Below are 24,377 nucleotides of genomic sequence, written 5' to 3'. Positions count from 1 at the left end.
CTTTCTCAGGAGTCCCATCCGTGCTGGAGCGAACGGTAGGCGGGCACGGACGCCATTCGAAGAGCGGGGCGTCGCGTGTCGGAACATGCCGTTTCGGATTGTTCGTCACTGCACCGGGAATGGCGTTTTGTCGACTTCCTGAGAGATGACGGTCGGCCGGGATGAGAATGCCGCGGGCCGAGTGGCGACCGCGGAGGTCACCACCCGGCCCGGCCGGGGACGTGCGAGCGGGTCAATAGGTGAACCGGCCCACCGTGGTGCGCAGATCGGCCGCCATGCGCGACAGCTCGTCGACGGCGGTGCGGGTCTGGGTCAGCGCCTGCGTGGTCGACTCCGCGGCCGACGAGACCCCGGTGATGTTCGTGGCGATCTCGCCGGTCCCGTTGGCTGCCTCCTGGACCGAGCGGGACATCTCGCTGGTCGTGGCGGTCTGCTCCTCCACGGCGCTGGCGATGGTGGTCTGCCGGTCGGAGATCTGCGCGACGATCGTGGAGATCTCGTCGATGGCGGAGACGGCCGCGGTGGTGTCGCCCTGGATCGCCAACACGCGCTGGGCGATGTCCTCCGTGGCCTTCGCGGTCTCCTGCGCCAGTTCCTTGACCTCGTTGGCGACGACGGCGAAGCCCTTGCCCGCCTCGCCGGCCCGCGCCGCCTCGATGGTGGCGTTGAGCGCCAGCAGGTTGGTCTGCTCCGCGATGCTGGTGATCACCTTCACGACGTTGCCGATCTCGATCGAGGACTCGCCCAGCTTGTCGACGGTGGCCTTGGTGGTCGCGGCCGCGGCGACGGCCCGGCTGGCGACCTCGCTGGCCTCCGCCGCGTTCGACGCGATCTCCCGGATGGAGGCGCCCATCTGCTCGGCACCGGCGGCGACGGTCTCGACGCTGCGGGACACCTCCTCGGCGGCCGCGGCGACGACCCCGCCCTGGGCCGAGGTCTCCTCGGCGGAGGCCGAGATCTGCGCGGAGTTGGCGCTCAGCTCCTCCGAGGAGGAGGCGACGGCGCGCGCCGACGAGGCGACACCGGCCATGACCACGCGCAGGTTCTCCTGCGCGGCGTCGAGCGCGGCGGCCATCTGGCCGACCTCGTCCCGCGCGGTGATGCCGGTGGCGACGGTGAGGTCGCCGTCGGCGAGCGCCTGCAGCGAGCGCTTGACGGCCTGGACCGGCCGGGTCACCGAGCGCATCGTCATCCGGGCGATCACCAGGACGACCCCCAGGCCGACGACGGCGACGACCAGGCTCACCTGCTGCGAGAGGGCGATGGCGTCGTCCAGCCGCACCTGGGCGCGGGTGCTCTCGGCGGCGAGAGCGTCCTTCGCCTCGCTGACGGCACCGTCGGACAGGTCGTTGGCGGCCTGGATCTCCTCCCAGCGGAGCCGCATGGCCACCGGGTCGGCCACCGCGAGGTCCACGAAGGCGGAGATCGCCGTGGTGTAGGCGCCGAAGGCGTCGGACAACCCGCTCACCGCCTCGGCGGCGACACCCTCGAGGGGGACCGTGGCCAGCTCGGCCAGCATCGCTTCGGGGGTGGCGATGTCGTCGGCGAGCTCCGGCAGCTGGTCGGCCGGGTTCTCCCGGGTGATGGTCTTGAAGCCGTCCACCTTCAGCTCGCTGGCACGGGTGTCGAGCTGCAGCACGAGCACCTCGGCCTCGCCGAGGTTCTGGAGCGCGGCGTTCGCGTCCCGGACCGAGGCGGTGCCGACCAGCACGGCGGTCAGCAGCCCGCCGAAGGCGAGGACGACGACGCCGATGAGGACGCCGAACTTGACCGCCAGCGGGCGGTTGGCGAACCAGCCGGTGCGGGGGGCGGTGAGGGGAGCGGGGGTGGATGCCACGGGGACTCCGGAGGAAGGGAAGTGGCCCGGACGACCGAGCAGGACGACGGAAGTGTTGTGGCTCCACCATGGAAAAGGTCCGCACCTGTTTCCGGAACGGCACAAACGTGATGTGTGGACGGGGTCACCCCGCGCACACGACCCGCTTGTCGACACCGCGGCCGGTACGACTCGTCCACCATTCCGCGGGACGCCGGCGAATGCGCAGGTCGCCTGTGTCCGGGACGCGGAATTGTCGATTCCGGGAACAGGTCACCGGGCACCCGGGACGAAAGTCACGACGGCGACGGAACCGACACGTCGCGACCGGACCTCAGGAGAGCAGGTCGGCCAGGTGCTCCAGGAGGGCCCGGACGGCGGGCGGATCGGCCACCCGGTACGCGGCCGCGGTCTCGCCCGCACCGACCTTCACGCCGACGTCGTCCCCGTCGAGCACGCGGAAGACGTCCTCGTCGGTGACGTCGTCGCCGAGGTAGAGCACGCCCCGCGCGCCGATCTCGCCCGCGAGGCGGCGCACCGCCGACCCCTTGTCGGCATCGGTGACCGCCACCTCGAACACGTCCTTGCCCGGCTTCATCGTCAGTGACGGATCGACCGCCGCACGGGAACGCTCGAGCAAGGCCGCGGCCGCCGGACGGTCCGGGACCTGCCGCACGTGCACCGCCACGCTCGCCGGCTTGATCTCCAGGCGCGCCCCCGGCGTGCCGGCGACGAGCGGCTCCAGCCGGGCGACGAGTGCATCCCGCCGGCCGGCGAGGTCACCGGTCAGCGGGCCGCCGAACTCCGCGCCGTGGCTGCCGATCCAGCGCAGGTTCCCGGTGAACCCACTGGTGGCCTGCAGGTCGGCCAGGCCGCGCCCGCTCACCAGCGCGACCGTCACCCCGGGGACGGCGGCGAGCCGCCCCAGCACCTCGGCGACCCCCGGCTCGGGCGACGCCTCCGACGGCACGTCGGTCAGCGGGGCGAGCACGCCGTCGTAGTCGCTGGCGACCAGCAGCGGCCCCCGCAGGACCAGCGCGGCGAGCGCCGCACCCAGGTCGGCGGGCGGTGCACCCATCCCGGCTACCCGGAGGCCTGGTCGTTCAGCGCGCTGAAGAACGAGCCGGCCCAGTGGTCCAGGTCGTTCTTGGCCAGGTGGCGGCGCATCGCACGCATCCGCTTGGCGCCCTCGGCGGGATCCATGCGCAGGGCGCGCAGCAGCTGGCTCTTGACCCCGGCGATGTCGTGCGGGTTGACCAGGAAGGCCTGCTTGAGCTCGGCGGCGGCGCCCGCGAACTCCGACAGCACGAGGGCCCCACCGAGATCGCCGCGGGCGGCGACGTACTCCTTGGCCACCAGGTTCATCCCGTCGCGGTACGGCGTCACGAGCATGACGTCGGCGGCCCGGTACAGCGCCGCCAGCTCCTCGCGCGGGACCGACTGGTTGATGTACTGGACGGCAGGGCCACCCAGCGAGCCGAAGACGCCGTTGATGTGGCCGACCTGCTGCTCGATGGTCTCCCGCATGTGCACGTAGTGCTCCACGCGCTCGCGGCTGGGGGTGGCGACCTGCACGAACACGGTGGACGGGGCCTCGACGACGCCGTCCTCCAGCAGCTCCTGGAAGGCGTTGAGCCGGACCCCGATGCCCTTGGTGTAGTCCAGCCGGTCGACGCCGAGGATGATCTTGTCGGGGTCGCCCAGCTCCTTGCGGATCTCCGCGGCCCGCGCGACCACCTCGGGGGAGTCGGCCAGCTGGTCGAAGGCCGCGGTGTCGATCGAGATGGGGAAGGCGCGGGCGGTCACCGTCCGCCCGTCGTACTGGATGACGTCCTTGCGGGTGGGCAGGTCGTGCAGCCGGCGGGCCAGCTGCACGAAGTTGCTCGCGGCGCTGGGCAGCTGGAAGCCGACCAGGTCCGCGCCGAGCAGCCCCTCGACGATCGCCGAGCGCCAGGGCAGCTGGGTGAACAGCTCGTACGGCGGGAACGGGATGTGCAGGAAGAAGCCGATGGTCAGGTCCGGGCGGCGCTGGCGCAGCATCGCCGGCACCAGCTGCAGCTGGTAGTCGTGCACCCAGACGATCGCGCCCTCGGCGGCCACCTCGGCGGCCCGGTCCGCGAACCGCTTGTTGACCTGCACGTAGGTGTCCCACCAGGTGCGGTGGTACTCGGGCTTCTCGACCACGTCGTGGTACAGCGGCCAGAGCGAGGCGTTGGACATGCCCTCGTAGTAGCGGTCCACCTCCTCCTCGCTGAGGGGGATCGGGACCAGGGACATGCCGCCGGACTCGAACGGCTCGGGCGCCTCGCCCGCGGAGCCCGACCAGCCGACCCAGGCGCCTCCGCGGCCCGCGACGAAGGGCTCGAGCGCCGTGACCAGCCCACCCGGGCTGCGCTGCCAGCGCGTCGTGCCGTCGGGGTCGGTGACCTGGTCCACCGGCAGCCGGTTGGCCACCACGACCACAGGGCTCTCGGCCCCGGTCTCGTTCTCTGTGCCACCCGTCATACCGGGACGAACCCTACCCAAGCACGCGCGTCACAGCAGGCCGGCGGCCCCGTAGGCGGTCGCGGCGGCGCCGATGCCGAGCACCACGGTGCCCCCCAGGTAGGCCGCCGCCGGCCCGCGGTCGCCCTGCTCGGCGAGCCGGACGAGCTCCGCCCCGAGCGTGGAGAAGGTCGTGAGCGCGCCGCAGAAGCCGGTGCCGAGCAGGGCCGTTCCCCAGGCGGGCACGCCGGCCAGCCCCAGCAGGAGGCCCAGCAGGGCGCTGCCGGCGACGTTGACCGCCAGGGTCCCGGCGACCGACCCGGCGCCCCGGCGGGAGACCGCCAGGCGCTCGGCGAACAGCCGCAGCGGCGCGCCGGCCATCGCGCCGAGGACCACGAGCAGCGGCGTCACGACGCAGGTTCCCCCGCGGCGCGTCGGGCGCGCAGGCCGGCCGCCGACGCGGCGACGCCGCCGGCGACCGAGGCGAGGACGTAGCCGAGCGCGGCGCCCGGGCGGCCCGCCTCGCCGAGCTGGACGGTCTCCACGGCGAAGGCCGAGTACGTCGTGTAGCCGCCGAGCACCCCGGTGGCCAGGAACGGCCGCAGCCACGCGGAGCCGGGATGCCGGGGGAGGACCAGGCCGAGCACCAGCCCCAGGGCCAGGCAGCCGGAGAGGTTGACCAGCAGGGTCGCCCAGGGCCAGGCCCCGGGATCGGAGGGGAGCGCCTCGGTCACGCCCCAGCGAGCGAGCGCGCCCAGCGCACCGCCCAGCGCCGCGGCGACGTACCCGATCACAGCCGCCCCCTGTCCGCCGCCGGTGACATCGGGCAGCATGCCATCGGCGAGGGCGCACGACGGCGTGGCCCCGGCAGCAGAGGAGAAACCGTGGGTCCGCTCTCGGGAGTGCGTGTCGTCGAGTTCGCGGGCCTGGGGCCGGGGCCCTTCTGCGGCATGCTCCTGGCCGACCTCGGCGCCGACGTCGTCCGCATCGACCGGCGCGGCGGCGGTGGTGGCCTCGGGGCGACGTCGCTGCTGGACCGCGGCAAGCGCTCCATCGCGCTGGACCTCAAGGACCCCGCCGACGTCGAGGTGGTGCGGGCGCTGGTGCGCCGCGCCGACGTCCTGCTCGAGGGCTTCCGGCCCGGCGTCATGGAGCGGCTCGGACTCGGGCCCGACGAACTGCTGGGCGAGAACCCAGCGCTGGTCTACGGCCGGATGACCGGCTGGGGGCAGACCGGTCCGCTCTCGCACAGCGCCGGGCACGACATCGGCTACATCGCGCTGACCGGCGCCCTGGGGGCCAGCGGCCGCCCGGACGAGCGCCCGGCGCCGCCGATGAACCTGCTGGGCGACTTCGGCGGCGGGGGAGTGTTCCTCGCCCTCGGCGCCCTGGCCGCGCTGCTGCACGCCCGCTCGACGGGACAGGGCCAGGTGGTGGACGCCGCGATCGTCGACGGCACCGCCGTCCTCACCACGATGATCCACGGGATGCTCTCCACCGGGGCCTGGCAGGACCGGCGCGGGGCGAACCTGCTGGACACCGGGGCGCCGTTCTACGACGTCTACCGCTGCGCCGACGGGCAGTTCCTCGCCGTCGGCGCGCTCGAGCCGCAGTTCTACGCCGCGCTGCTCCAGGGCCTGGGCGTGGCCGGCGACGAGACCTTCCCCGACCGCAACCGGCCCGACCAGTGGCCCGCCCTGCGCGAGCGGTTCACCGAGCTGTTCGCCGGCCGCACCCGCGACGAGTGGTGGCAGGTGTTCGCCGGCACCGATGCGTGCGTGGCGCCGGTCTGGTCGCTGGTCGAGGCCACCGCGGACGAGCACAACCGGGCCCGCGAGGTGTTCGTGGAGGTGGACGGCGCGGTGCAGCCCGCCGTCGCCCCCCGGTTCTCGGTCACGCCCGGCTCGGTCGGTGCGGTGCCCCGGGCCGGCCAGCACAGCGACGAGATCCGCGCCGAGCTCGGCCTCTGATCGCGTCCTCCCTCACCGCAGCGCGTCCTCCCTCACCGTGCACCGTGAGGTTGGACGCGCTGGGATCAGGTCACCTGATCCCAGCTTCAGAGCTCAGCGTCTCTGGCGGGTCTCGGGGAAGAGCAGGTCCACGAAGCGCTCGACGGTCGGCTGGGGCTCGTGGTTGGCCAGCCCCGGCCGCTCGTTGGCCTCGATGAACACGTAGTCGCGGCCCGCCACGTCGGGCACGAGGAAGTCGATGCCGGTCACCGGGATGTCCAGCGCCTCGGCGGCCCGGACGGCGGCCGCGGCGACCTCCGGGTGGAGCTGGGCGGTGACGTCCTCGATCGTCCCCCCGGTGTGCAGGTTCGCCGTCCGCCGCACCTGGATGCGCTCGCCGTTCGGGGGGACGTCGTCCATGGCGTAGCCGGCGTCGGCCACGACCTCCTCGGTCGTCGCGTCCATCGGTATCCGGGACTCCCCGCCGGTGGCCCGCTCGCGGCGCCTGCTGGTCGCGCGGATGAGGTCGCTGACCGGCAGCCGCCCGTCGCCGATGACCTCGGCGGGACGGCGGACGGCGGCGGCGACCACCGCCCGGTCGATGACCAGCACCCGCAGGTCCTGCCCGGGCACGAGCTCCTCGACCAGGACGTCGGGGCAGAACTGCAACGCCAGGTCGACCGCGCGCTGCAGTGCGGCCTCGTCCTGCACGCCCACGGTGATGCCGCGGCCCTGCTCCCCGCGGGCGGGCTTGACCACTACGGAGCCGACCTCGGCCACCAGCGCCAGCGCGTCGTCCAGCTCGCCCGCGCCGGCCCGCACGCCCCGGGCGACCCGCACCCCGGCACGCTCCATGATCCGGCGGGTGACGCGCTTGTCGTCGCAGCGGCTCATGGCCACGGCCGTGGTGAACTCCGACAGCGACTCGCGGGTGACGACCGTCCGACCCCCGACCGACAGCCGCATCTCGCCCCACTCCGCGTCGGTCACCTCCACGCGGATGCCCCGCCGCAGCGCCTCCTCGGCGATGATCAGGGCGTAGGGGTTGAGCTCCGCGAGGCCCGGCGGGCGGGCGGCGAACAGCGGCGTGTTGATCGGGTTCTTCCGCTTCACGCACACGGCGGACACGCGGGAGAATCCGAGCTTGCGGTACAGCCGGATGGCGCCCTGGTTGTCGTGCATCACCGAGAGGTCGAGATAGGCCCGGCCCCGGCCGACGTAGCGCTCGGCGAGCACCCGTACCAGCGCCTCGCCGGTGCCGGGCGGGGCGTCCTGGTTGTGCACCGCGAGGCACCAGAGGCTCGTGCCGGCTTCGGGGTCGTCGAAGGCCAGCGCGTGGTCGACTCCGGTGACCGTGCCGATGATCTTGCCGGTGCGCTGGTCCTCGGCCACCAGGTAGGTGAAGGCCCGGGTGCGGTGGTTGGCCCACATGAGGTCGGGCTCGCCGAGCACCATGCCGTTGCGGGCGTAGATCCCGTTGATCGCCTCCATGTCCGTGCGCGAGGTCGCGGTGCGCACGAAGACGTCCCGGATGAGCTCGGGCCGCGGCCGGTAGCGGTGCAGGTCCAGCCGGTAGGTGTAGCTGGGGTCGATGAACAGCTCGTCGGGCGCCAGGCCCACCAGCACGTGCGGGTCCCGCGGGTAGATGCAGATGTCCCGCTCGCCGGTCTCCTCCGCCCGCAGCGCCTGGACGATGCCGGTCAGGTCGGAGAACGTCTGGCCCATGACCAGCCGGCCCCACCCCATGTCCAGGACGACGTCGGACTGCATGCCCTGCCGCTGGTGCTCGGAGGGTTCCCGCCACGACCGGTCGGTCATGGCCGGCGTGGAGGCCGTCCGGCGCCGGTGACCGGCGAGCCGGGAGGTCATCGGGCGGTCCCTCATCCCACGTGCGTCTGGAGCCAGAGCTCGAGGAGCCCCAGCTGCCAGAGCTTGTTCCCGCGCAGCGGCGTCAGCTCGCCGTTGGGGTCGGCGAGCAGCTCGCGCACGTACTCCGGCCGGTACAGCCCCCGGTCGCGGGCGGCGTCGCTGGACAGCGCGTCGCGGACCAGGTCCAGGACCTTGCCCTCGAGGTGGGTGATCGCCGGCACCGGGAAGTAGCCCTTCGGCCGGTCGATGACCTCCGGCGGGATGATGCGGCGTCCGATGGCCTTGAGCACGCCCTTGCCGCCGTCGGCCAGCTTGAGCTCCGGCGGGCACATCGCCGCGAGCTCCACCAGGTCGTGGTCGAGGAAGGGCACCCGGGCCTCGAGGCCCCACGCCATGGACATGTTGTCCACGCGCTTGACCGGGTCGTCGACGAGCATGATCTCGCTGTCCAGGCGCAACGCGGCGTCCACGGCGGTCTCGGCGCCGGCGGCCTCCATGTGCGCCCGGACGAAGGCCAGGCTCGGGTCCGCAGGCGTGGCGTACCGGTCGGAGACGACGCCGCGCAGCTGCGCGTGGTCCCGGTCGAAGAAGGCCCGCGCGTAGGTGCGCACGGCCTCCTCGCGGCCGACACCGGCCAGCGGGGGGTACCAGTGGTAGCCGGCGAACACCTCGTCGGCGCCCTGCCCGGACTGGACGACCTTGATCGTCTGGGAGACGCGCTCGCTGAGCAGGTCGAAGGCGACGACGTCGTGGCTGACCATCGGCTCGGCCATCGCCCCGATGGCATGCCCGAGGGAGCCGGCCAGCTCGTCGGCCCCGACCCGGATGCGGTGGTGGTCGGTGCCGAAGCGCTCGGCGATGACGTCGGAGTAGGCGAACTCGTCGCCCTCGTGCCCGCCGACGGACTCGAAGCCGATCGAGTAGGTGGCCAGCCCGGTCTGCCCCTCCTGCGCCAGCAGACCGACGATGAGGCTGGAGTCCAGGCCGCCGGACAGCAGCACCCCGACCGGGATGTCCGCGACCAGCCGCCGGCGGACGGCGACCCGCAGCGCCTCCTCGATCGCGTCCTCCCAGTCGCGGGCCGTCCAGCTCGCGTGCTCGGGGCGGCGCTCGTAGGTCGCGTTCCAGTAGCGGTGCTCGGTGCTCGTCCCGTCGGCCTCGACGACGCGGACGGTGGCCGGCGGCAGCTTGCGGACGCCGTTGAGGATGGTCCGCGGCGCCGGCACGACGGCGTGCCAGGTCAGGTAGTGGTGCAGCGCGACCGGGTCGATGGAGGTGTCGACGTCGCCGCCCTTGAGCAGCGCCGGCAGGGTCGAGGCGAATCGCAGCCGCGTGCCGGGCGTCTCGGCCAGGTAGAGCGGCTTGATGCCCAGCCGGTCGCGGGCCAGCACCACCCGGCCGGTGTCCCGCTCGGCGATGACGAAGGCGAACATCCCGTGCAGGTGCGAGACGACGTCGGTGCCCCAGTGGTGGTAGCCCTTGAGGATCACCTCGGTGTCGCTGTGCGAGAAGAACCGGTAGCCGTGGCCCTCGAGCTCGGCCCGGAGCTCCTGGTAGTCGTAGATGCAACCGTTGAAGACGGCGGTCAGCCCGAGCTCGTTGTCCACCATCGGCTGGGAGCCGCAGGTGGAGAGATCGATGACCGACAGCCGGCGGTGACCGAAGGCCACCCGGCCGTTGCTCCAGGACCCCTGGCCGTCCGGCCCGCGGGGGATCAGCGCTTCCACCATGCGGGCGACAGCGGTCGTGTCCGCTGTTGAGCCGTCGAAGGTGATCTCTCCGCACAGGCCGCACATGCCCAGCGATCTAACCCGCTCGCCCGGGTTCACACCCCCCGAGGAGCAAGATCACACACAGATGTAACACGTTCCACGTGGAACACGGACGGCCGCGAGCCGGCGTCAGCCCGCCGTGAGCCGGGCGACGGCCGCGACGACGTCGACGAGGCCGGTTCCCTTGTCGAACGACGTCGTCCGGCCGCCCACCGTGGTGTACGGGGCGCCGTCGGTGAACCGGTGCGTGGTGCCCGTGAGCGCGGCCTCGACCTCGGCGGGGGTGGCCGACGGGTCGGCCTGGAACAGCTGGGCCACGATGCCGGCCACGTGCGGCGCCGCCATCGACGTCCCGCTGATGGTGTTGAAGGTGCCCACGTCCAGCAGCCCGGGGCCGTTGCGGACGTCCAAGCCGGTCGAGCAGATCGGCAGGTAGGGCCGGCAGGACGAGGTGATGGTGTCACCGGGGGCGGAGAGGTCCGGCCAGGTGGAGGCGTCGGCCGCGGCGCCCCGGGAGGAGAACTCGCTGACCACGCCGTCGCGGGTGCCGGTCTCCTGGTCGGAGTAGGAGGCGACCGAGAGGATGCCGCCGGTCGGGTCCTGTCCCGGCGGGTTGGTGAGGGAGGTGGAGCCGTCTCCGCCGTCGTTGCCGGCCGCCCACACGGTGACCACGCCGTCGGCGGCCAGCGCGCGCTGCAGCTTCACCGTGGCGGAGTTCGGGTCGAAAGCGCCACCCCCGGACGGGCCGTAGCTGTTGTTGGTCACCTTGATCGACGGGCAGACGGCGGGGGAGACCTCGGCGCCGCACGGTGCCTCGTGGTTCTCCAGCACCCAGTTGAGCGCGGAGTCGGCGCCGACGATCAGCAGCGCGGCGCCCGTGGAGATCGAGACGAGACTGGCCCCCGGAGCCGCCCCCTGCAGCGTCCCGCCGTCGGACAGCGTGGTCGGCCGGCCGGCGACGATCCCGCTCACGTGCGTGCCGTGCCCGCCGACGGAGAGCGTGTCGGTGTCGACCGCCTGCGGCACGCGGACGACGCAGTCGGGGCTGGTGCTCGCCTCCACCAGGCACAGGCTCTCGAGGTTGGCGACGATCGCGCTGCTGCCGTCGGCGTTGCGGAAGTAGGGGTGGTTGGGGTCGATGCCGGAGTCGATGACCGCGACCGAGACGCCGCTGCCGTCCAGGGCCTCGCCGTTCGCGCCGGTCAGCGTGGCCGCGGCCTCGGCCCCGCGGGTGGCGACGTTCGACGTCTCCTGCGCCATCTCGATCGGCGCGTTGCCCTCGAGGTAGGTCACCCCCGGCTGCGTCCGGGCGGACTCGATCTGCCCGGCGGTGCCCGTGGCGACGACGACGCCGATCCGCTCGAACTCGGTGACGGTGCGCATCCCGGTGGCCGCGACGGCGGCCCGGGCGGCCGCGGCGTCGACACCGTGCACCAGCACCGTGGTGCTGCCCGTCAGGCTCCCGAGCTGGGCGGCCAGGAACTCCTGGACCGGCGCCGGGGCTCCGGCACCCGCCGCGGACGGCGCGGCGGACGCGGGGGCGGCGGCCAGGGCGGCGACGACGGCCGCTCCGCTGACGGCACCGAGGAGACGGCGGGACGAGCGGCGCCTGGACCCTCCAGGCAGGACACGACGATGTGTGCTCTGTCTCAACGAGGGCCGCCGGGGCGGGTTACCGCCCAGTACGGACGGATCCGTCCGGGCCGGATTCAGCCGTAGTAGAGGGCGACGGGCCGGCCGTCGATCTCGCGGACGTCGACGTCGGTGTCGTACACGGCGGCGAGCACCTCCGGCCGCATGATTTCGCGGGCCGGGGCGTCGGCCACGACCGCGCCGTCGCGCATGGCGACGATGCGGTCCGACCAGGTCGCGGCGAAGTTGACGTCGTGCAGCACGGTGATGACCCGCTTGCCGAGCTCGTCGGCCATCCGGCGCACCAGCCGCATGATCTCGGTCATGTGCCGCAGGTCCAGGTTGTTGAGCGGCTCGTCGAGCAGCACGTACTTCGTGTCCTGCGCGAGCACCATCGCGATGAACGCCCGCTGGCGCTGCCCGCCCGAGAGCTCGTCGAGGAACCGGTGCCGGAACGGGCCGAGGTCCAGGTAGCCGATCGCGCGCTCGATGTGCTCGCGGTCCTCGACGGTGAGCCGGCCGCGCGAGTGCGGGAAGCGCCCGAACTCCACGAGGTCGTGGACGGTGAGCCGCGCGGCGACATGGTTGTCCTGGCGGAGGACGGCCAGCACCTTGGCCAGCTCGGCGGACGGCGTCCTGGTGATGTCCAGACCACCCACGGTCACCCGCCCCGCGTCGGGCCTGACCAGCCGGCCGACGAGGCTGAACAGCGTCGTCTTCCCGGCGCCGTTGGGGCCGATGAGGGCCGTGACGCCCTCCTGGCCGAAGCGGATCGACACGTCGTCGACGACGGTCTGAGCGCCGTAGCGCTTGGTGACGTTCTCGAGCGCGATCACCGCGCCCCCTTCCGGAGCACGAGGTACAGGAAGAACAGCCCGCCGGCGAAGTCGATGACCGAGGACAGCGTGCCGCCGTAGCCGAACGCCCGCTCCAGGACCAGCTGGCCGCCGACCAGGCAGACCATCCCGAGCAGCACGGCGACGGGCAGCGTCCAGGCGTGCCGGAACGTGCCGGCGTAGGTGTAGGCCAGGTTGGCCACGATCAGGCCGAAGAACAGGATCGGCCCGACCAGCGCCGTCGAGGCGGCGATCATGATCGAGACGCCGGCGAAGAGCGTCATGACGACGCGGCGGTGCTCGACGCCGAGCCCGACGGCGGCGGGCTCGCCCAGGGTCAGGACGTCGAGCGTGCGCCGCAGCGGCAGGACGAGGGCCACCCCTCCGGCCACGAGGACGGCGGTGAGCACCAGCAGCGTCTCGTCGGGGCGGGTCAGCGAGGCGAACATCGCGTCGGAGACCACCTGGAAGTCCAGCGGGTCGAGCATCCGCTGCATCCACTCGGTGAGGCTGCGGAAGAAGACGCCCAGCACGATGCCGACCAGCAGCATGAGGTGGATCGACCGCCGTCGGCCGCCGAACAGCCAGGTGAAGAGCAGGACGCTGAAGGCGACCATCACGGTGACCTGGACCAGCCACAGGGTGAGCTCGTCGACGGCCAGGAAGGCCGCGGAGCCCGAGACGAAGACGATCAGCGTCGAGATCAGCACGTAGAACGCGTCGAACCCCATGATCGAGGGGGTCAGGATGCGGTTCTGCGTGATGGTGTGGAAGACGACGGTGGACACGCCGACCGCCGTCGAGACGACGAGCATCGCGGCCACCGCGCGGCTGCGGATCTCCAGCGCGAAGGCCAGCGAGCCGGGCACGTCGGTGAACAGGTAGACCGCGACCAGGACCGCGACGACGGCGCCGAGCAGGCCCACCCGGACGTCGGGCCGGGCCCACGCGGCGGCGAGCTGCGCGCGCCGGCCCGGTGCGGCCGGCGCGGGGGGAGCGACCTCAGTGAGCACGGCTCCCCCTCCGGAGCAGCAGCCAGAGGAAGAGCACCGCGCCGACGGCCCCGACGATCACCGACAGCGGGATCTCGTAGGGCATGCGCACGACGCGGGCGAGCAGGTCGCAGGCGAGGATGAGGACCGCGCCCAGCCCCGCCACCCACGGGATGGCGCGCCGCACGTTGTCCCCGATGATCAGGCTGACGACGTTCGGCACGACCAGCCCGAGGAAGGGCACGATCCCGGCGGTGACGAGCACCGCCGCGGTGATCACCGCGACGATGACCATGCCGACGGCCACGACCCGCCGGTGGTCCAGCCCCAGGTTGGTCGCGAACTCCTCGCCCATGCCGATCACGCTGAAGCGGTCCGCGGCCACCCAGGCGACGACGACCATCAGCCCGGCGATCCAGAGGAACTCGTAGCGGCCCTGCATGACCGTCGCGAAGCTGCCCTGCGACCACTGCTGCAGGGACTGGAGCAGGTCCAGCCGGTACGCGACGAAGGTCGTGACCGCGGCCACGACGCCGCCGAGCATGATGCCGACGAGCGGGACGAGCACCAGCTGCCGCACGGGGACGACGCGGACGACCCGCAGGAACACCCAGGTGCCGAGCAGCCCGAAGGCCGCGGCGACCCCCATCTTCCCGAGGACGGCCATGCCCGGGAAGAAGACCATCGTGACGAGGGCACCGAGGGTCGCGAACTCGGTCACCCCGGTCGTGCTGGGCTCCACGAACTTGTTGCGCACGAGCATCTGCAGGATCAGCCCCGCGATGCCCAGCGAGGCGCCGACCAGGACCACCGCGACCGTGCGCGGGATCCGGCTGGCCACGAGCAGGAAGGCCGCGTCGCCGTCGGCACCGCCGCGCAGGACGCTCACCGGCGACACGTCGGAGACCCCGACGAACAGGCTGGTGACCGCGAGCACCGCCAGCAGCACGCCGACGAGCACCCCCACCCAGGTGCGGCGGGTCGGCCGCGGGAGGGCAGGGGTGCTCGTCAGTGGTCGGTCGAGCGCCGTCACGGTGGTCAGCGACGGCGGTCCGCCGGGATCGTCCGCGTCATGCGGCGATCTGCAGGACGTCGTCGATCATGATCTGCGTGGTGTCGAGGCCGCCGAAGACGACGTACCAGGCGACCGGGTCGAGGTAGACGATCTGGTCGTTCTCCGCGGCCGTCGTCTGCGCGACGATGTCGTTGTCCAGCACCGCCTCCGCGGACTGCGCACCCGCCTCGCCCGTGGCGGCGTCGCGGTCGACGACCCACAGGTAGTCGGGGTCGGTCTCGAGGAGGAACTCGAAGGAGACCGGCTCGCCGTGGGTCGCGGACTGGATGTCGTCGACGGCGGGCCGGACGCCGAACGCGTCGTAGATCAGGCCGCCGCGGGCACCGCGGGCGTCGGAGTCCGGGCCGGCCGGCGCCATGGCGCTCAGCTCGCCACCGGAGACCATCAGGCCCAGCCCGGTGCCGGCCTCCGCCGCGACGGCGCGCGCCTCCTCGATGCCCTCCTCGACCGCGGCGACGGCGTCGGCCGCCTCGTCCTCGGCGCCGAGGACCTCGCCCAAGAACGTGGCGTTCCGCTCGAGGGTCTCGGTGTACGTGCCGCGCAGGCTGAGGTCGACCGTCGGCGCGATCTCGCTGAGGTCGTCGTACAGCGCCGAGGAGCGGCCGCCGATGACGATCAGGTCGGGCTGCCGCGACTCGATCTCCACCAGGTCGGCCTCGAACAGCGTGCCCGCGCTGAAGGCGTCGTCGGCGAGGTACTTCTCGAGGTAGTCGGGCACCGAGTCCAGCGGGGCGCCCGCGACCTCGCCGCCCAGGGCACCGATCGTGTCCAGGCTGGCCATGTCGAAGACGACAATGTTCTCCGGGTCCTTCGGCACCTCGACCGTGGTCTCCTCGAGCTCCGGCTCCGCGTCCTCCTCGCCGGCGTTGAGGTTGCGGTCCCAGCTGAAGGAGACGGTCTCGGCCGGATCGCCCCCGCCGGTGGTCCCGGCGTCGGCGTCCCCGCCGCAGGCGGAGAGCGCCAGGACGGCGGCCAGGGGGAAGGCGAGGGCCGGGAGGGGCCGGGCTGCGCGCATCGTGTTCCTTCGAGCGGTGAGGATAGGTTGGCCTAACTAAGTCGGCCCTAACCTGCCATACCGGCGTCGGAACCCTGCGACCGGGCCACCGTCCGGTTGAGCCCCGCGGACGTAGGGCAGGAGCGGCGCATGCAGACACGCACACTCGGCTCACTGTCCGTCCCGGCCCAGGGTCTGGGCTGCATGGGGATGAGCGAGTTCTACGGCACCGCCGACCAGGCCGAGGCGGAGCGGACCATTCACCGCGCCCTCGACCTCGGCATCACCTTCCTCGACACCGCCGACATGTACGGCCCGTTCACCAACGAGCGCCTGGTCGGACAGGCCATCGCGGGCCGCCGCGACGAGGTCGTGCTGGCCACCAAGTTCGGCAACGAGCGCGCGGAGGACGGCGACTTCCTCGGCATCAACGGCAAGCCGGAGTACGTCCACCGGGCGTGCGACGCGTCCCTGCAGCGGCTCGGCGTCGACGTCATCGACCTCTACTACCAGCACCGGGTCGACACCACGGTGCCCGTCGAGGACACCTGGGGAGCGCTGCGCGAGCTGGTCGAGGCGGGCAAGATCCGCCACGCCGGCATCTCCGAGGCCGCCCCCGACACCATCCGCCGGGCGCACGCCGTGCAGCCGGTGACGGCGGTGCAGACGGAGTACTCGCTGTGGACCCGCGACCCCGAGGACGACGGCGTGCTGGCCACCTGCGCGGAGCTCGGCATCGGCTTCGTCGCCTACTCCCCGATCGGTCGCGGCTTCCTGTCCGGCCAGATCCGCAGCATCGACGACCTGGCGCCGGACGACTTCCGCCGGCGCAACCCGCGGTTCCAGGGCGAGGCGTTCGCGCAGAACCTCGCGCTGGTCGACCGGGTGCGCGAGATCGCCGACGAGAAGGGCGTGACGGCGTCCCAGCTCGCGCTGGCCTGGGTGATGGCGCAGAGCGGCCGCGACGGGAACCCGGACGTCGTGCCCATCCCGGGGACCAAGCGCGTCGCGTACCTGGAGGAGAACGCCGCCGCCGCGGACATCTCGCTGAGCGACGAGGACCTCGCCCGCATCGACGCGGCCGCCCCGGCCGGTGCCGCCGTGGGGAACCGCTACCCGGACATGTCCTCCATGCACCGCTGATCACCGGGCAGGCGAGGATGGCGGGGTGATCCTCGCCCTCGTCGTCGCGGCGACCGTCGTCGCCGCGCTGCTCGTCGTCGCCGGGCTGGCCTCGACGCTGGCCCGGCGGCGGATCGGGCTGGTCCACCTCGCGCTGGCCGGCGTCCTCGAGGCGGTGCTGCTGGTGCAGGCCGCGCTCGCCCTGGCGGGGATGGACGGGGACACCCCCGCCGATGCGCCGACGTTCCTCGGCTACCTGTCCGGCGTGGTGCTCATCCCGGTCGCGGGGGTGCTGTGGGCGCGGAGCGAGGTCACCCGCTGGGCCGGCAGCGTGCTGGCGGTGGCGGGCGCGTCCGTGGGCGTCATGGTCTGGCGCCTGCTCGAGCTGTGGGAGGCGACGGGTGCCTGACGAGCGCACGCTGGGGGCGCCGGCCGATCCGGGACCGGGGGGCTCCGGTGCCGCCCGGGTGCTGGTGGCGCTCTACGCCGTGTTCGCCCTGGCGGCGGGGTCGCGGGCCGGCGTCCAGCTGGCCACCCGGTTCGACGAGGCGCCGCTGGCCTACCTGCTGTCGGCGCTGGCCGCGGTGGTCTACCTGGTCGCCACCGTGGCCCTGGCCCGCGGCCCCGCGGGGCGGCGGGTCGCGCTGGTCGCCATCACCGTCGAGTTGGTCGGCGTGCTCGTCGTCGGCACGCTGTCGCTCGCCGACGCGGCGGCCTTCCCCGACGAGACGGTGTGGTCGGGCTACGGCCGCGGCTACCTCTACGTCCCGCTGGTGCTGCCGGTGCTGGGCCTGAGCGTGCTGCTGCGCCGGCGGAGCGACCGGCCGGCGCAGCGCTGAGCTCAGAAGTCCCCGCCCCCGAAGTCGCCGCCGCCGAAGTCGCCGCCGCCGAAGTCGCCGCCGCCGAAGTCGCCGCCGCCGTCGCCGTAGTCGCCGTAGTCGCCGCCGAAGTCCCCTGCGCCGTCCTGGTAGCCCTCGGCGTAGGCCTCCTCGTCCCCGCCGCCGAACAGCCCGCCGTCGCCCAGACCGGTGTCGAACAGCGCGTCGGCGACGGCGGTGCCGATGACCAGGCCGCCGATGGTGCCGAGCAGGCTGCCGCCGATCATGCCGCCCATGCCCATGCCGCCGCCGTAACCGGGCCCGTAGCCGCCGCGGCCGTAGCCGGGCCCGTAGCCGGGGCCGTATCCGCTGCCGTAGCCCGGCCCGTAGCCGCCCAGCGCGCGCTCCAGCGTGCCCGGCTGCCGCATCTCCGCGCGGGTGGCCACCCGCGCGAGGGTGTCGGCGTCGTCGGTGCGCGGCCGCTCACCGGCCGGCACCGCCGCGGCCAGCTGCGCGAGCACCTGCTGCCGCTGGTCGGCGGTGAGCTGCGCGAACGCCTCGGCGTGGGCCTGCTCGATCTGCTCCGGCGGAGCGGTGCGCAGCAGGTATCGGTAGCGGGCGACGGCCTGCTCGTCCGGCAGCGGCTGGCCGTCGGGCTGCCGGGCGTAGCGGCCCGGGCCCTGGTAGCCCTGCCCCTGGTACGCCTGGCCGTAGCCGGTGGTGTGCTGCTGGCGGGAGCGGCCGAAGAGCCGGTCGAGCAGTCCCATGGTGTGCCTCCTCGTGACCCCGGGTTCGTGCCCGCGAGAGGGGATCCCCACACCACGGCCCCGTCCAGAGGCTCGCGCGAGGTCCTCCCTCAGCCCTCCTCGCGGTGCAGCAGCCCGTAGGAGCCGCGGTGGAACAGCAGCGGCCGCCGGTCGGCCGACGCGCCGAGGTCGAGCACCCGCGCCACCACGATGGTGTGGTCGCCGCCGTCGTACTCGGCCCAGAGCTCGCCGTCGATCCAGGCGACGACGTCGTCGAGGACCGGGGAGCCGTGCGGGCTCGGCGTCCAGCGCACGCCGGCGAACTTGTCGGCGCCCGAGCGGGCGAAGTTCTGCGACACCGAGTCCTGGCCCTCGGCGAGCACGTTGATGCAGAACCGGCCGATGGTCCGCAGCCGGGCCCAGGTGCGGGACGTGCGGGCGGGTGCGAAGGCGACCAGCGGTGGGTCCAGCGACAGCGAGCTGAACGACTGGCAGGTGAAGCCGATCGGACCGTCGTCGGTGTCCGCGGTGAGCACGGTGACGCCCGAGGCGAAGTGGCCGAGCACGTCCCGCATCACCAGCGGGTCGACGATACGCTGCGGGTCCCCGGAACCCGGCACGCTCACCGGGCGTCCAGGGCGCGCGGCACGGATCGGCCGCCGGCCCGGTACAGCGAGCTGGGCAGCTCGTGGCCCACGGCCCGCTCCGTGGCGCCGGCCGCGACGAGCAGCGCGTCGAGGTCCAGCCCCGTGCGGACGCCCGAGTCCTCCAGCATGTAGACGAGCTCCTCGGTGGCGATGTTGCCGCTGGCCCCCGGCGCGAAGGGGCAGCCCCCGAGGCCGCCGATGGAGGCGTCGAGCTGGGTGACCCCCGCCTGCACCGCCGCCAGCGCGTTGGCCTGGCCGGTGCCGCGGGTGTCGTGGAAGTGCACGCCCAGCGGGACGCCCGGGCAGGCGCGGCGGACGGCGTCGAGCAGCTGGACCACGCGCAGCGGCGTCGTCGTCCCGATGGTGTCGCCCAGGCACAGCTGGTCGGCACCCGCGGTGACGGCGGCGCGGGCCACGTCGACCGTGCGGGCGATCGGGGTGCGCCCGTCGAAGGGGCAGTCCCAGGCCGTGGCGATGATGACCTCCAGCGAGCCGCCGGCGCCGTGGGCCAGGGCCGCGATCTCGCCGACGGCGCCGACGGCCTCCGCGGTCGAGCGGCCGGCGTTGGCGCGGCTGTGCCCGTCGGCCGCGGAGACGACGTACTCCAGGTCGGCCACCCCGGCGTCCACGGCGCGGACGGCGCCGCGCGGGTTGGCCACCAGGGCCGACCAGTGCACGCCGGGCCAACGGGAGAGCTCCGCGGCGACCTGGTCGGCGTCGGCCAGGGCGGGCACGGCCTTGGAGGAGACGAACGACGTCGCCTCGATCCGGCGGACGCCGGTGGCGACGAGCGCCTCGAGCATCTCCAGCTTGGCCGCGAGCGGCACCGGCGCCTCGAGCTGCAGGCCGTCGCGCATGCCCACCTCGCGGACGTCGACCTCCGCGGGCAGCACCAGGTCGAACTCGATCACGACCGCCTCCTGTCTCACTCACCGTGCATCCTGCACCCGTCCGGGGTCCCCCGATGAGGCGACCCGGAACGGTTCCGTGACGCCCTCCGCGCCGTTCGTCGGTGCCGTCGCGCAAAATGAGCCCAGGCGACGGAGGTGGGGATGTGATCGAGGTGGTGGACGAGCTCCCCTCTGCCGACCGCGCCTCCGTGTTCGCGCACGCGCCCACGGGCGTCGCGCTGACCACGCCCGACGGCGTCCTGATCGACGTGAACGGCGTCCTGGCCGAGCTGCTCGGCGTCCCCGAGGACGAGCTGCGGGGTCGTTCGCTGTTCGACCTGACCCACCCGGGCGACCTCACCACGGCCCGCACCGCGTGCGCCGAGCTGCGGGTCCACCCGGAGACGGCGATGCGGCAGGAGTGCCGGCTCGTCCGCGCCGACGGCACCCCGGTCCCGGTGCAGATCGCCACCTCGTGGGTCGAGCCGGCGGGGTCCGACGGGGAGCCGCACCTGGTCATGATCATCGAGGACATCTCCGAGCGGAAGGCGCTCGAGGCGCAGCTGGTCCACCGCTCGCTGCACGACCCGCTCACCGGGCTGCCCAACCGGTCGCTGTTCCAGGACCGGCTCTGGCACGCCCTGGAGCGCGGTCAGCGCGACGGCACGCCGACCTGCGTCCTGATCATGGACCTGGACGGCTTCAAGGCGATCAACGACGAACTCGGCCACCCGATGGGCGACCTCGTGCTGATCGCCTTCGCCGACCGGCTGCGCTCGGTGCTGCGGGCCAGCGACACCGCCGCCCGCCTGGGCGGGGACGAGTTCAGCATCGTGTGCGAGAACACCGACCGTCCCGACGCCGAGGTGCTGGCGGGCCGGCTGCGGGCGGCGGTGACCGCCCCGCTCGAGCTCGACGGCCAGGAGGCCTCGATCGGCATCAGCATCGGCATCGGCTCGGCGCCCGGTGGCGAGGTGCCCGCCGAGGTGCACGAGCGGGTCATCCGGTCCGCCGACGACGCGATGTACGCCGACAAGGCCCGGCGCCGGCGCGCGCGCTCGCGCCCTCGCTGAACCGTCGTCCCCACGTGAGGGGGCCGGACTGCGTCCGCGCTGCGCGAAAACCGCTCCGGAATCGTCGGTGAGGCAGCTCACACTGGGGCCATGAGCACCACCGCCGCCGTCGAGGCCATCGACCTGGTCAAGCACTTCGGGGACACGCACGCCGTCGACGGCGTGAGCTTCGTGGTCCCGGAGGGCACCGTCCTCGGGCTGCTGGGGCCCAACGGGGCCGGGAAGACCACGCTGGTGCGGATGCTGACCACGCTCAGCGTGCCCACGAGCGGCACCGGGCGCGTGGCCGGGCACGACATCGTCCGCGAGCCGATCCAGGTCCGCCGCAGCATGGGCCTGACCGGCCAGGCCGCGACGGTCGACGAGCTGCTCACCGGCCGGGAGAACCTCAAGCTGATCGGCGCGCTCTACGGCCTGCCGCGGGGCTACGTCCGCGAGGCCACCGAGCGGCTGTTCGACCGGTTCGACCTCTCCTACGCCGCCGACCGGCAGGCGAAGACCTACTCGGGCGGCATGCGCCGGCGCCTCGACCTGGCCGTCAGCCTGCTGGCCGCGCCCCCGATCCTCTTCCTCGACGAGCCGACGACGGGGCTCGATCCGCACAGCAGGTCCGGGCTGTGGGCGGTGCTGCGCGAGCTCGTCGACGAGGGCACCACCCTGGTGCTGACGACGCAGTACCTGGAGGAGGCCGACCACCTGGCCGACGAGATCGTCGTCGTCGACAAGGGCAAGGTCATCGCCGCCGGCACCCCGACCCAGCTCAAGGACCAGGCCGGCCGGGCCAGCGTGGTGGTCACGCTGACGCACGCCGCCGACGTCGACGCCGCCGCCGACCTCCTGCGCTCGCACGCGCCGGAGGTGCACGTCGAGCGGGGCAGCCGCCGGCTCACCGCGCAGGCCGGGGGGCTGGGCGACATGACGCGGATCGCCGCGGTGTTCGAGGCCAGCGGCATCGAGCTCGACGACCTCGGGCTGGCCCGCCCCAGCCTGGACGACGTCTTCCTGCACCTCACCGGGCGCCGGGCCGAGCCGGGCGCCGACGAAGAGTCCGAGCCCACCCCCGAGGGAGCCACCCCGTGACCGCCGTCCGGAGCCAGACCGCAGCCCTGTCCCCCGCGGAGCGGCCGGCGATCTCGCCGCCGTCCCTGCTGCGGGCGTCGTCGACGATCGTCTGGCGCAACCTCCTCCACATCCGCCGGATGCCGGAGATGCTGCTCGACGTCACCGTGCAGTCGGTGATGTTCGTGCTGCTGTTCGCGTACGTCTTCGGCGGCGCGATCGCGGTCGAGGGCTCCAACTACCGGGAGTTCCTGCTGCCCGGGATCATGGTGCAGACGATGGTGTTCTCCGCCGCCGTCGTCGCCACGGGCCTCACCAGCGACCTGCAGAAGGGCTTCGTCGACCGGTTCAAGTCCCTGCCGGTGCCCCGGCCCGCAGTGCTGGTGGGGCGCAGCATCTCCAGCCTCATCCACTCCAGCATCGGCATCGCCGTGATGGCGGTGACCGGCCTGCTCATCGGCTGGCGGATCCGCAACGGCGTCGTCGACGGCGTGCTGGGCTTCCTGCTCCTGCTGCTGTTCGGGTTCGCGCTCATCTGGCTCGGCATCTGGGTCGGCTCGCTGATGCGCACCGTGGAGGCCGTCCAGGGCTTCATGTTCACGGTCATGTTCCCGCTGACCTTCGTCGCGAACACCTTCGTCCCGACCGAGAGCATGCCGGCGTGGCTGCGGGCGATCTCCGAGTGGAACCCGGTGTCGGCCATGACCCAGGCGTGCCGCGAGCTGTGGGGCAACGGACCGGCCGCACCGGCGGACGCCGCCTGGCCGCTGCAGCACGCGGTCGCGATGTCGATCGGCTGGTCGGTGCTGCTGACCGCGATCTTCGCGCCCCTCGCGGTGGCGGCCTTCCGGCGCCGGTCGCGCGACTGATCCCGCGACCGGCCCGGACCGACTGGGCGGCTCAGCCGGGCCGGCGAGGCTCGCCCGTGTAGGTCCCGAACGACCAGAGATTGCCCTCGGGGTCGCGGGCGGAGAACTCCTTCGATCCGTAGTCGGTGGTGCTCAGCTCCCGGACGATCGTCGCCCCGGCGCTCACCGCGCGGGCGTGGACGGCGCTCGGGTCGGCGGCCACCACGTAGCAGGCGGCGGTGCCGGGCACGGCGGGCCACGCGTCGTCGGCGTCGGCGCGGACGGAGCCGAGCATCACCCCGCCGCCCTCGGGCCAGGAGAGCTGGGCGTGCGCGACGAGGTCCCCCTCGCCGTACACGGCGGTCTCCTCGAAGCCGAAGGCGTCGACGAGGAAGCGGATGAGGGCCCGGGCATCGCGGGCACGGAAGGCGGGCCAGACGGTGGGCTGCGGAGAGGTCATGCCTCGGAGAGTGCCGCCGTGAGGGCACGGGTGTCTTGGACGAATCCGAACTCGGCCGCCAGCCAGCGGGTCGGCGGCAGGCTCGACAGGGCCCGCCACTCGCGCGTCAGGTGCGCCTGGTCGGCGAAGCCGGTGGCGGCGGCCAGCCCCGCCAGGTCCAGCGGCCGCCCCGCGACCGCCCGGACGGCGAGCTCCCGCCGCGCCCGGTCGAACCGGACGACCCGGGCCGCCTCCTTGGGCGCCAGCCCCGTCTCGGCGCGGAACCGCTCCTCCAGGTGCCGGGACGACCAGCCGATCCGCGCCGCCACGGCGGCGACGGGCAGCCGCCCCCCGGACGCCGTCGTCAACCGCCAGGCCTCGGCGACCTCCGCGCGGGGCGCGTCCTCGCGCAGCCGCCCGAGCAGCACCTCCTCCAGGACGGCGAAGCGCGCGGCCCAGCCCGCGGCTGCCCGCACCCGCTCCACCAGCTCGACGCCGGCCGGCCCCAGGACGTCCTCCACGGGGGCGTCCAGCGAGGCGAGGACGCCCGCGGGGCAGCCCAGCAGCGCGCGGGCGCCGGCGGGGGTCAGCGACAGCTGGATCCCCGCCTGCCGACCCGGGTGGGCGATGCGCGCCGGCCGCGTGTGCAGCCCGCCGACGAGCCCGTCGTAGCGCCCCGGGGCCTGGGTGGGGTCGGGGTGCGCGGCCATCTCCAGCGGCTCGTCGAACGGCACGACGAACGTGAGGAAGGGCGAGGGCAGCCCGAGGTGCTCGCCGGGTGCCATGCCCTCGTGCCGGTAGCCGACCGCCGCGGCCACGAACGGCCGCAGCCGCGGGTGCACGCGGTGCACCACCGACTCCTGCAGCACGGTCCGCAGGATGCCAGCGCGCGGCTCAGGGCTCCAGGGCTGCGGGCACGGCCGGCGTTCCTGCCTCCTCGAGAGCCAGGGCGACGGCCTCGAACTCGGCGAGTGCGGCGGTGAGGTCGTCGACGATCTCCCGGGCGATGACCTCAGGAGCCGGCAGGTCGTCCAGGTCCTCCAGGGACGCGTCCTTCAGCCAGGTGATGTCGAGGTTGGCCTTGTCGCGCTTCATGAGCTCGTCGTAGGAGAAGGAACGGAACCGCTCGCCCTCCACCCGCTCGGTGCGCGGACGCCCGGGCGCGTACGACTCGACGAACTCGTCTAGGTGTACTGCTCGGACAGGTTGGTGCACTGCGTGGTGATGGTCAGATCTTGATGTGAGGAGGGACCTCCGGGTTCTGTGTGGGAGCCGCCAAGCACCCAACAGACCCCCAGGAGGTCCCTCGTGGTCCA

At 73.4% G+C, this 24,377-nt stretch carries 25 protein-coding genes; 7 read left to right on the top strand and 18 right to left on the bottom strand.

Going from position 1 to position 24,377, the window contains the following annotated elements:
* Nucleotides 1-232: 232 nt before the first annotated feature.
* From DQ239_RS13090 to crcB, 5 genes are all read right to left on the bottom strand, one after another.
* Nucleotides 233-1,837, bottom strand: a complete 1,605-nt coding sequence (locus tag DQ239_RS13090) for a methyl-accepting chemotaxis protein (RefSeq protein WP_199582980.1) — start codon at nt 1,835-1,837, stop codon at nt 233-235.
* Nucleotides 1,838-2,150: 313 nt separating this feature from the next.
* Nucleotides 2,151-2,894 carry a trehalose-phosphatase gene (gene otsB, locus DQ239_RS13085; RefSeq protein WP_113834865.1) on the bottom strand — a complete coding sequence of 248 codons (744 nt, stop codon included), beginning with the start codon at nt 2,892-2,894 and terminating at the stop codon, nt 2,151-2,153.
* Between the two features lie 5 nt (nt 2,895-2,899).
* Complete coding sequence (locus DQ239_RS13080) at nt 2,900-4,321, bottom strand: trehalose-6-phosphate synthase (RefSeq protein ID WP_113834864.1); 1,422 nt, start codon at nt 4,319-4,321, stop codon at nt 2,900-2,902.
* Nucleotides 4,322-4,351: 30 nt separating this feature from the next.
* Nucleotides 4,352-4,711: a CrcB family protein gene (locus DQ239_RS13075; RefSeq protein WP_113834863.1), complete on the bottom strand. Its 360-nt coding sequence runs from the start codon at nt 4,709-4,711 to the stop codon at nt 4,352-4,354.
* The gene (gene crcB, locus DQ239_RS13070) at nt 4,708-5,094 is read right to left on the bottom strand and encodes a fluoride efflux transporter CrcB (RefSeq protein ID WP_233489165.1); all 387 of its coding nucleotides are present in this window, start codon (nt 5,092-5,094) and stop codon (nt 4,708-4,710) included. Before crcB ends, DQ239_RS13075 begins: the two co-directional genes overlap by 4 nt.
* A gap of 90 nt (nt 5,095-5,184) precedes the next feature.
* On the opposite strand from crcB, the gene DQ239_RS13065 reads away from it, so the two are divergent.
* Nucleotides 5,185-6,270, top strand: coding sequence for a CaiB/BaiF CoA-transferase family protein (locus DQ239_RS13065; RefSeq protein ID WP_113834862.1), 1,086 nt, complete (start codon nt 5,185-5,187; stop codon nt 6,268-6,270).
* A 93-nt stretch (nt 6,271-6,363) separates the two neighbouring features.
* On the opposite strand, the gene ngg is transcribed toward DQ239_RS13065, so the two are convergent.
* The 7 genes from ngg to DQ239_RS13030 all read right to left on the bottom strand — a co-directional run bounded on the left by ngg (nt 6,364) and on the right by DQ239_RS13030 (nt 15,440).
* Entirely contained in the window at nt 6,364-8,118 is a 1,755-nt protein-coding gene (gene ngg / locus DQ239_RS13060) for an N-acetylglutaminylglutamine synthetase (RefSeq protein ID WP_199582978.1), read from the bottom strand.
* 11 nt (nt 8,119-8,129) lie between these two features.
* The gene (locus DQ239_RS13055; protein WP_113834860.1) at nt 8,130-9,914 is read right to left on the bottom strand and encodes an N-acetylglutaminylglutamine amidotransferase; all 1,785 of its coding nucleotides are present in this window, start codon (nt 9,912-9,914) and stop codon (nt 8,130-8,132) included.
* A 105-nt stretch (nt 9,915-10,019) separates the two neighbouring features.
* The gene (locus tag DQ239_RS13050) at nt 10,020-11,543 is read right to left on the bottom strand and encodes a S8 family serine peptidase (RefSeq protein WP_233489164.1); all 1,524 of its coding nucleotides are present in this window, start codon (nt 11,541-11,543) and stop codon (nt 10,020-10,022) included.
* A 56-nt stretch (nt 11,544-11,599) separates the two neighbouring features.
* Nucleotides 11,600-12,358, bottom strand: coding sequence for an ATP-binding cassette domain-containing protein (locus DQ239_RS13045; RefSeq protein ID WP_113834859.1), 759 nt, complete (start codon nt 12,356-12,358; stop codon nt 11,600-11,602).
* Nucleotides 12,355-13,371 (bottom strand): iron chelate uptake ABC transporter family permease subunit, encoded by a 1,017-nt coding sequence (locus DQ239_RS13040; RefSeq protein ID WP_113834858.1) that lies wholly within the window; start codon nt 13,369-13,371, stop codon nt 12,355-12,357. The genes DQ239_RS13045 and DQ239_RS13040 overlap by 4 nt, the downstream gene beginning before the upstream one ends.
* Complete coding sequence (locus DQ239_RS13035) at nt 13,361-14,383, bottom strand: iron chelate uptake ABC transporter family permease subunit (protein WP_199582976.1); 1,023 nt, start codon at nt 14,381-14,383, stop codon at nt 13,361-13,363. Before DQ239_RS13035 ends, DQ239_RS13040 begins: the two co-directional genes overlap by 11 nt.
* 37 nt (nt 14,384-14,420) lie before the next feature.
* The gene (locus DQ239_RS13030; protein ID WP_199582974.1) at nt 14,421-15,440 is read right to left on the bottom strand and encodes a siderophore ABC transporter substrate-binding protein; all 1,020 of its coding nucleotides are present in this window, start codon (nt 15,438-15,440) and stop codon (nt 14,421-14,423) included.
* A gap of 129 nt (nt 15,441-15,569) precedes the next feature.
* Here DQ239_RS13030 and DQ239_RS13025 point away from each other — a divergent pair, with 129 nt between their 5' ends.
* From DQ239_RS13025 to DQ239_RS13015, 3 genes are read left to right on the top strand one after another with little or no spacing between them, the layout of a single operon-like run.
* Nucleotides 15,570-16,562: an aldo/keto reductase gene (locus DQ239_RS13025; protein ID WP_113834857.1), complete on the top strand. Its 993-nt coding sequence runs from the start codon at nt 15,570-15,572 to the stop codon at nt 16,560-16,562.
* Nucleotides 16,563-16,587: 25 nt separating this feature from the next.
* Complete coding sequence (locus DQ239_RS13020) at nt 16,588-16,950, top strand: hypothetical protein (RefSeq protein ID WP_113834856.1); 363 nt, start codon at nt 16,588-16,590, stop codon at nt 16,948-16,950.
* The gene (locus tag DQ239_RS13015; RefSeq protein ID WP_233489162.1) at nt 16,943-17,380 is read left to right on the top strand and encodes a hypothetical protein; all 438 of its coding nucleotides are present in this window, start codon (nt 16,943-16,945) and stop codon (nt 17,378-17,380) included. Before DQ239_RS13020 ends, DQ239_RS13015 begins: the two co-directional genes overlap by 8 nt.
* Nucleotides 17,381-17,382: 2 nt before the next feature.
* On the opposite strand, the gene DQ239_RS13010 is transcribed toward DQ239_RS13015, so the two are convergent.
* The 3 genes from DQ239_RS13010 to DQ239_RS13000 all read right to left on the bottom strand — a co-directional run bounded on the left by DQ239_RS13010 (nt 17,383) and on the right by DQ239_RS13000 (nt 19,663).
* Nucleotides 17,383-18,126, bottom strand: a complete 744-nt coding sequence (locus DQ239_RS13010; protein WP_113834855.1) for a hypothetical protein — start codon at nt 18,124-18,126, stop codon at nt 17,383-17,385.
* An 89-nt stretch (nt 18,127-18,215) separates the two neighbouring features.
* Nucleotides 18,216-18,731, bottom strand: a complete 516-nt coding sequence (locus DQ239_RS13005; protein WP_233489160.1) for a flavin reductase family protein — start codon at nt 18,729-18,731, stop codon at nt 18,216-18,218.
* Nucleotides 18,728-19,663: a hydroxymethylglutaryl-CoA lyase gene (locus DQ239_RS13000; protein ID WP_113834854.1), complete on the bottom strand. Its 936-nt coding sequence runs from the start codon at nt 19,661-19,663 to the stop codon at nt 18,728-18,730. Before DQ239_RS13000 ends, DQ239_RS13005 begins: the two co-directional genes overlap by 4 nt.
* Nucleotides 19,664-19,806: 143 nt before the next feature.
* Between DQ239_RS13000 and DQ239_RS12995 the strand changes: the two genes are divergently transcribed.
* The 3 genes from DQ239_RS12995 to DQ239_RS12985 all read left to right on the top strand — a co-directional run bounded on the left by DQ239_RS12995 (nt 19,807) and on the right by DQ239_RS12985 (nt 22,643).
* A complete protein-coding gene (locus DQ239_RS12995; RefSeq protein WP_113834853.1) occupies nt 19,807-20,715 on the top strand; it encodes a diguanylate cyclase in 909 nt (302 codons plus the stop codon).
* A gap of 90 nt (nt 20,716-20,805) precedes the next feature.
* The gene (locus tag DQ239_RS12990) at nt 20,806-21,795 is read left to right on the top strand and encodes an ATP-binding cassette domain-containing protein (protein WP_113834852.1); all 990 of its coding nucleotides are present in this window, start codon (nt 20,806-20,808) and stop codon (nt 21,793-21,795) included.
* Nucleotides 21,792-22,643, top strand: a complete 852-nt coding sequence (locus DQ239_RS12985; RefSeq protein WP_113834851.1) for an ABC transporter permease — start codon at nt 21,792-21,794, stop codon at nt 22,641-22,643. The genes DQ239_RS12990 and DQ239_RS12985 overlap by 4 nt, the downstream gene beginning before the upstream one ends.
* A 31-nt stretch (nt 22,644-22,674) precedes the next feature.
* Here DQ239_RS12985 and DQ239_RS12980 read toward each other — a convergent pair whose 3' ends face one another.
* Genes DQ239_RS12980 through DQ239_RS12970 form a run of 3 tightly spaced genes read right to left on the bottom strand, consistent with a single transcriptional unit; the run spans nt 22,675 to nt 24,276 of the window.
* Nucleotides 22,675-23,082: a VOC family protein gene (locus tag DQ239_RS12980; protein ID WP_113834850.1), complete on the bottom strand. Its 408-nt coding sequence runs from the start codon at nt 23,080-23,082 to the stop codon at nt 22,675-22,677.
* On the bottom strand, nt 23,079-23,930 hold the full coding sequence (locus tag DQ239_RS12975; protein WP_113834849.1) for a helix-turn-helix domain-containing protein: 852 nt from the start codon (nt 23,928-23,930) through the stop codon (nt 23,079-23,081). The genes DQ239_RS12980 and DQ239_RS12975 overlap by 4 nt, the downstream gene beginning before the upstream one ends.
* Nucleotides 23,931-23,955: 25 nt before the next feature.
* Nucleotides 23,956-24,276: a hypothetical protein gene (locus DQ239_RS12970; protein WP_199582972.1), complete on the bottom strand. Its 321-nt coding sequence runs from the start codon at nt 24,274-24,276 to the stop codon at nt 23,956-23,958.
* Between the last annotated feature and the right edge of the window lie 101 nt (nt 24,277-24,377).

It is taken from the genome of Blastococcus sp. TF02-09 (assembly GCF_003319105.1).
GTDB lineage: Bacteria > Actinomycetota > Actinomycetes > Mycobacteriales > Geodermatophilaceae > Blastococcus.
Note: the sequence above shows the minus strand (reverse complement) of the source record. Positions and strands in the feature narration are given on the sequence as shown.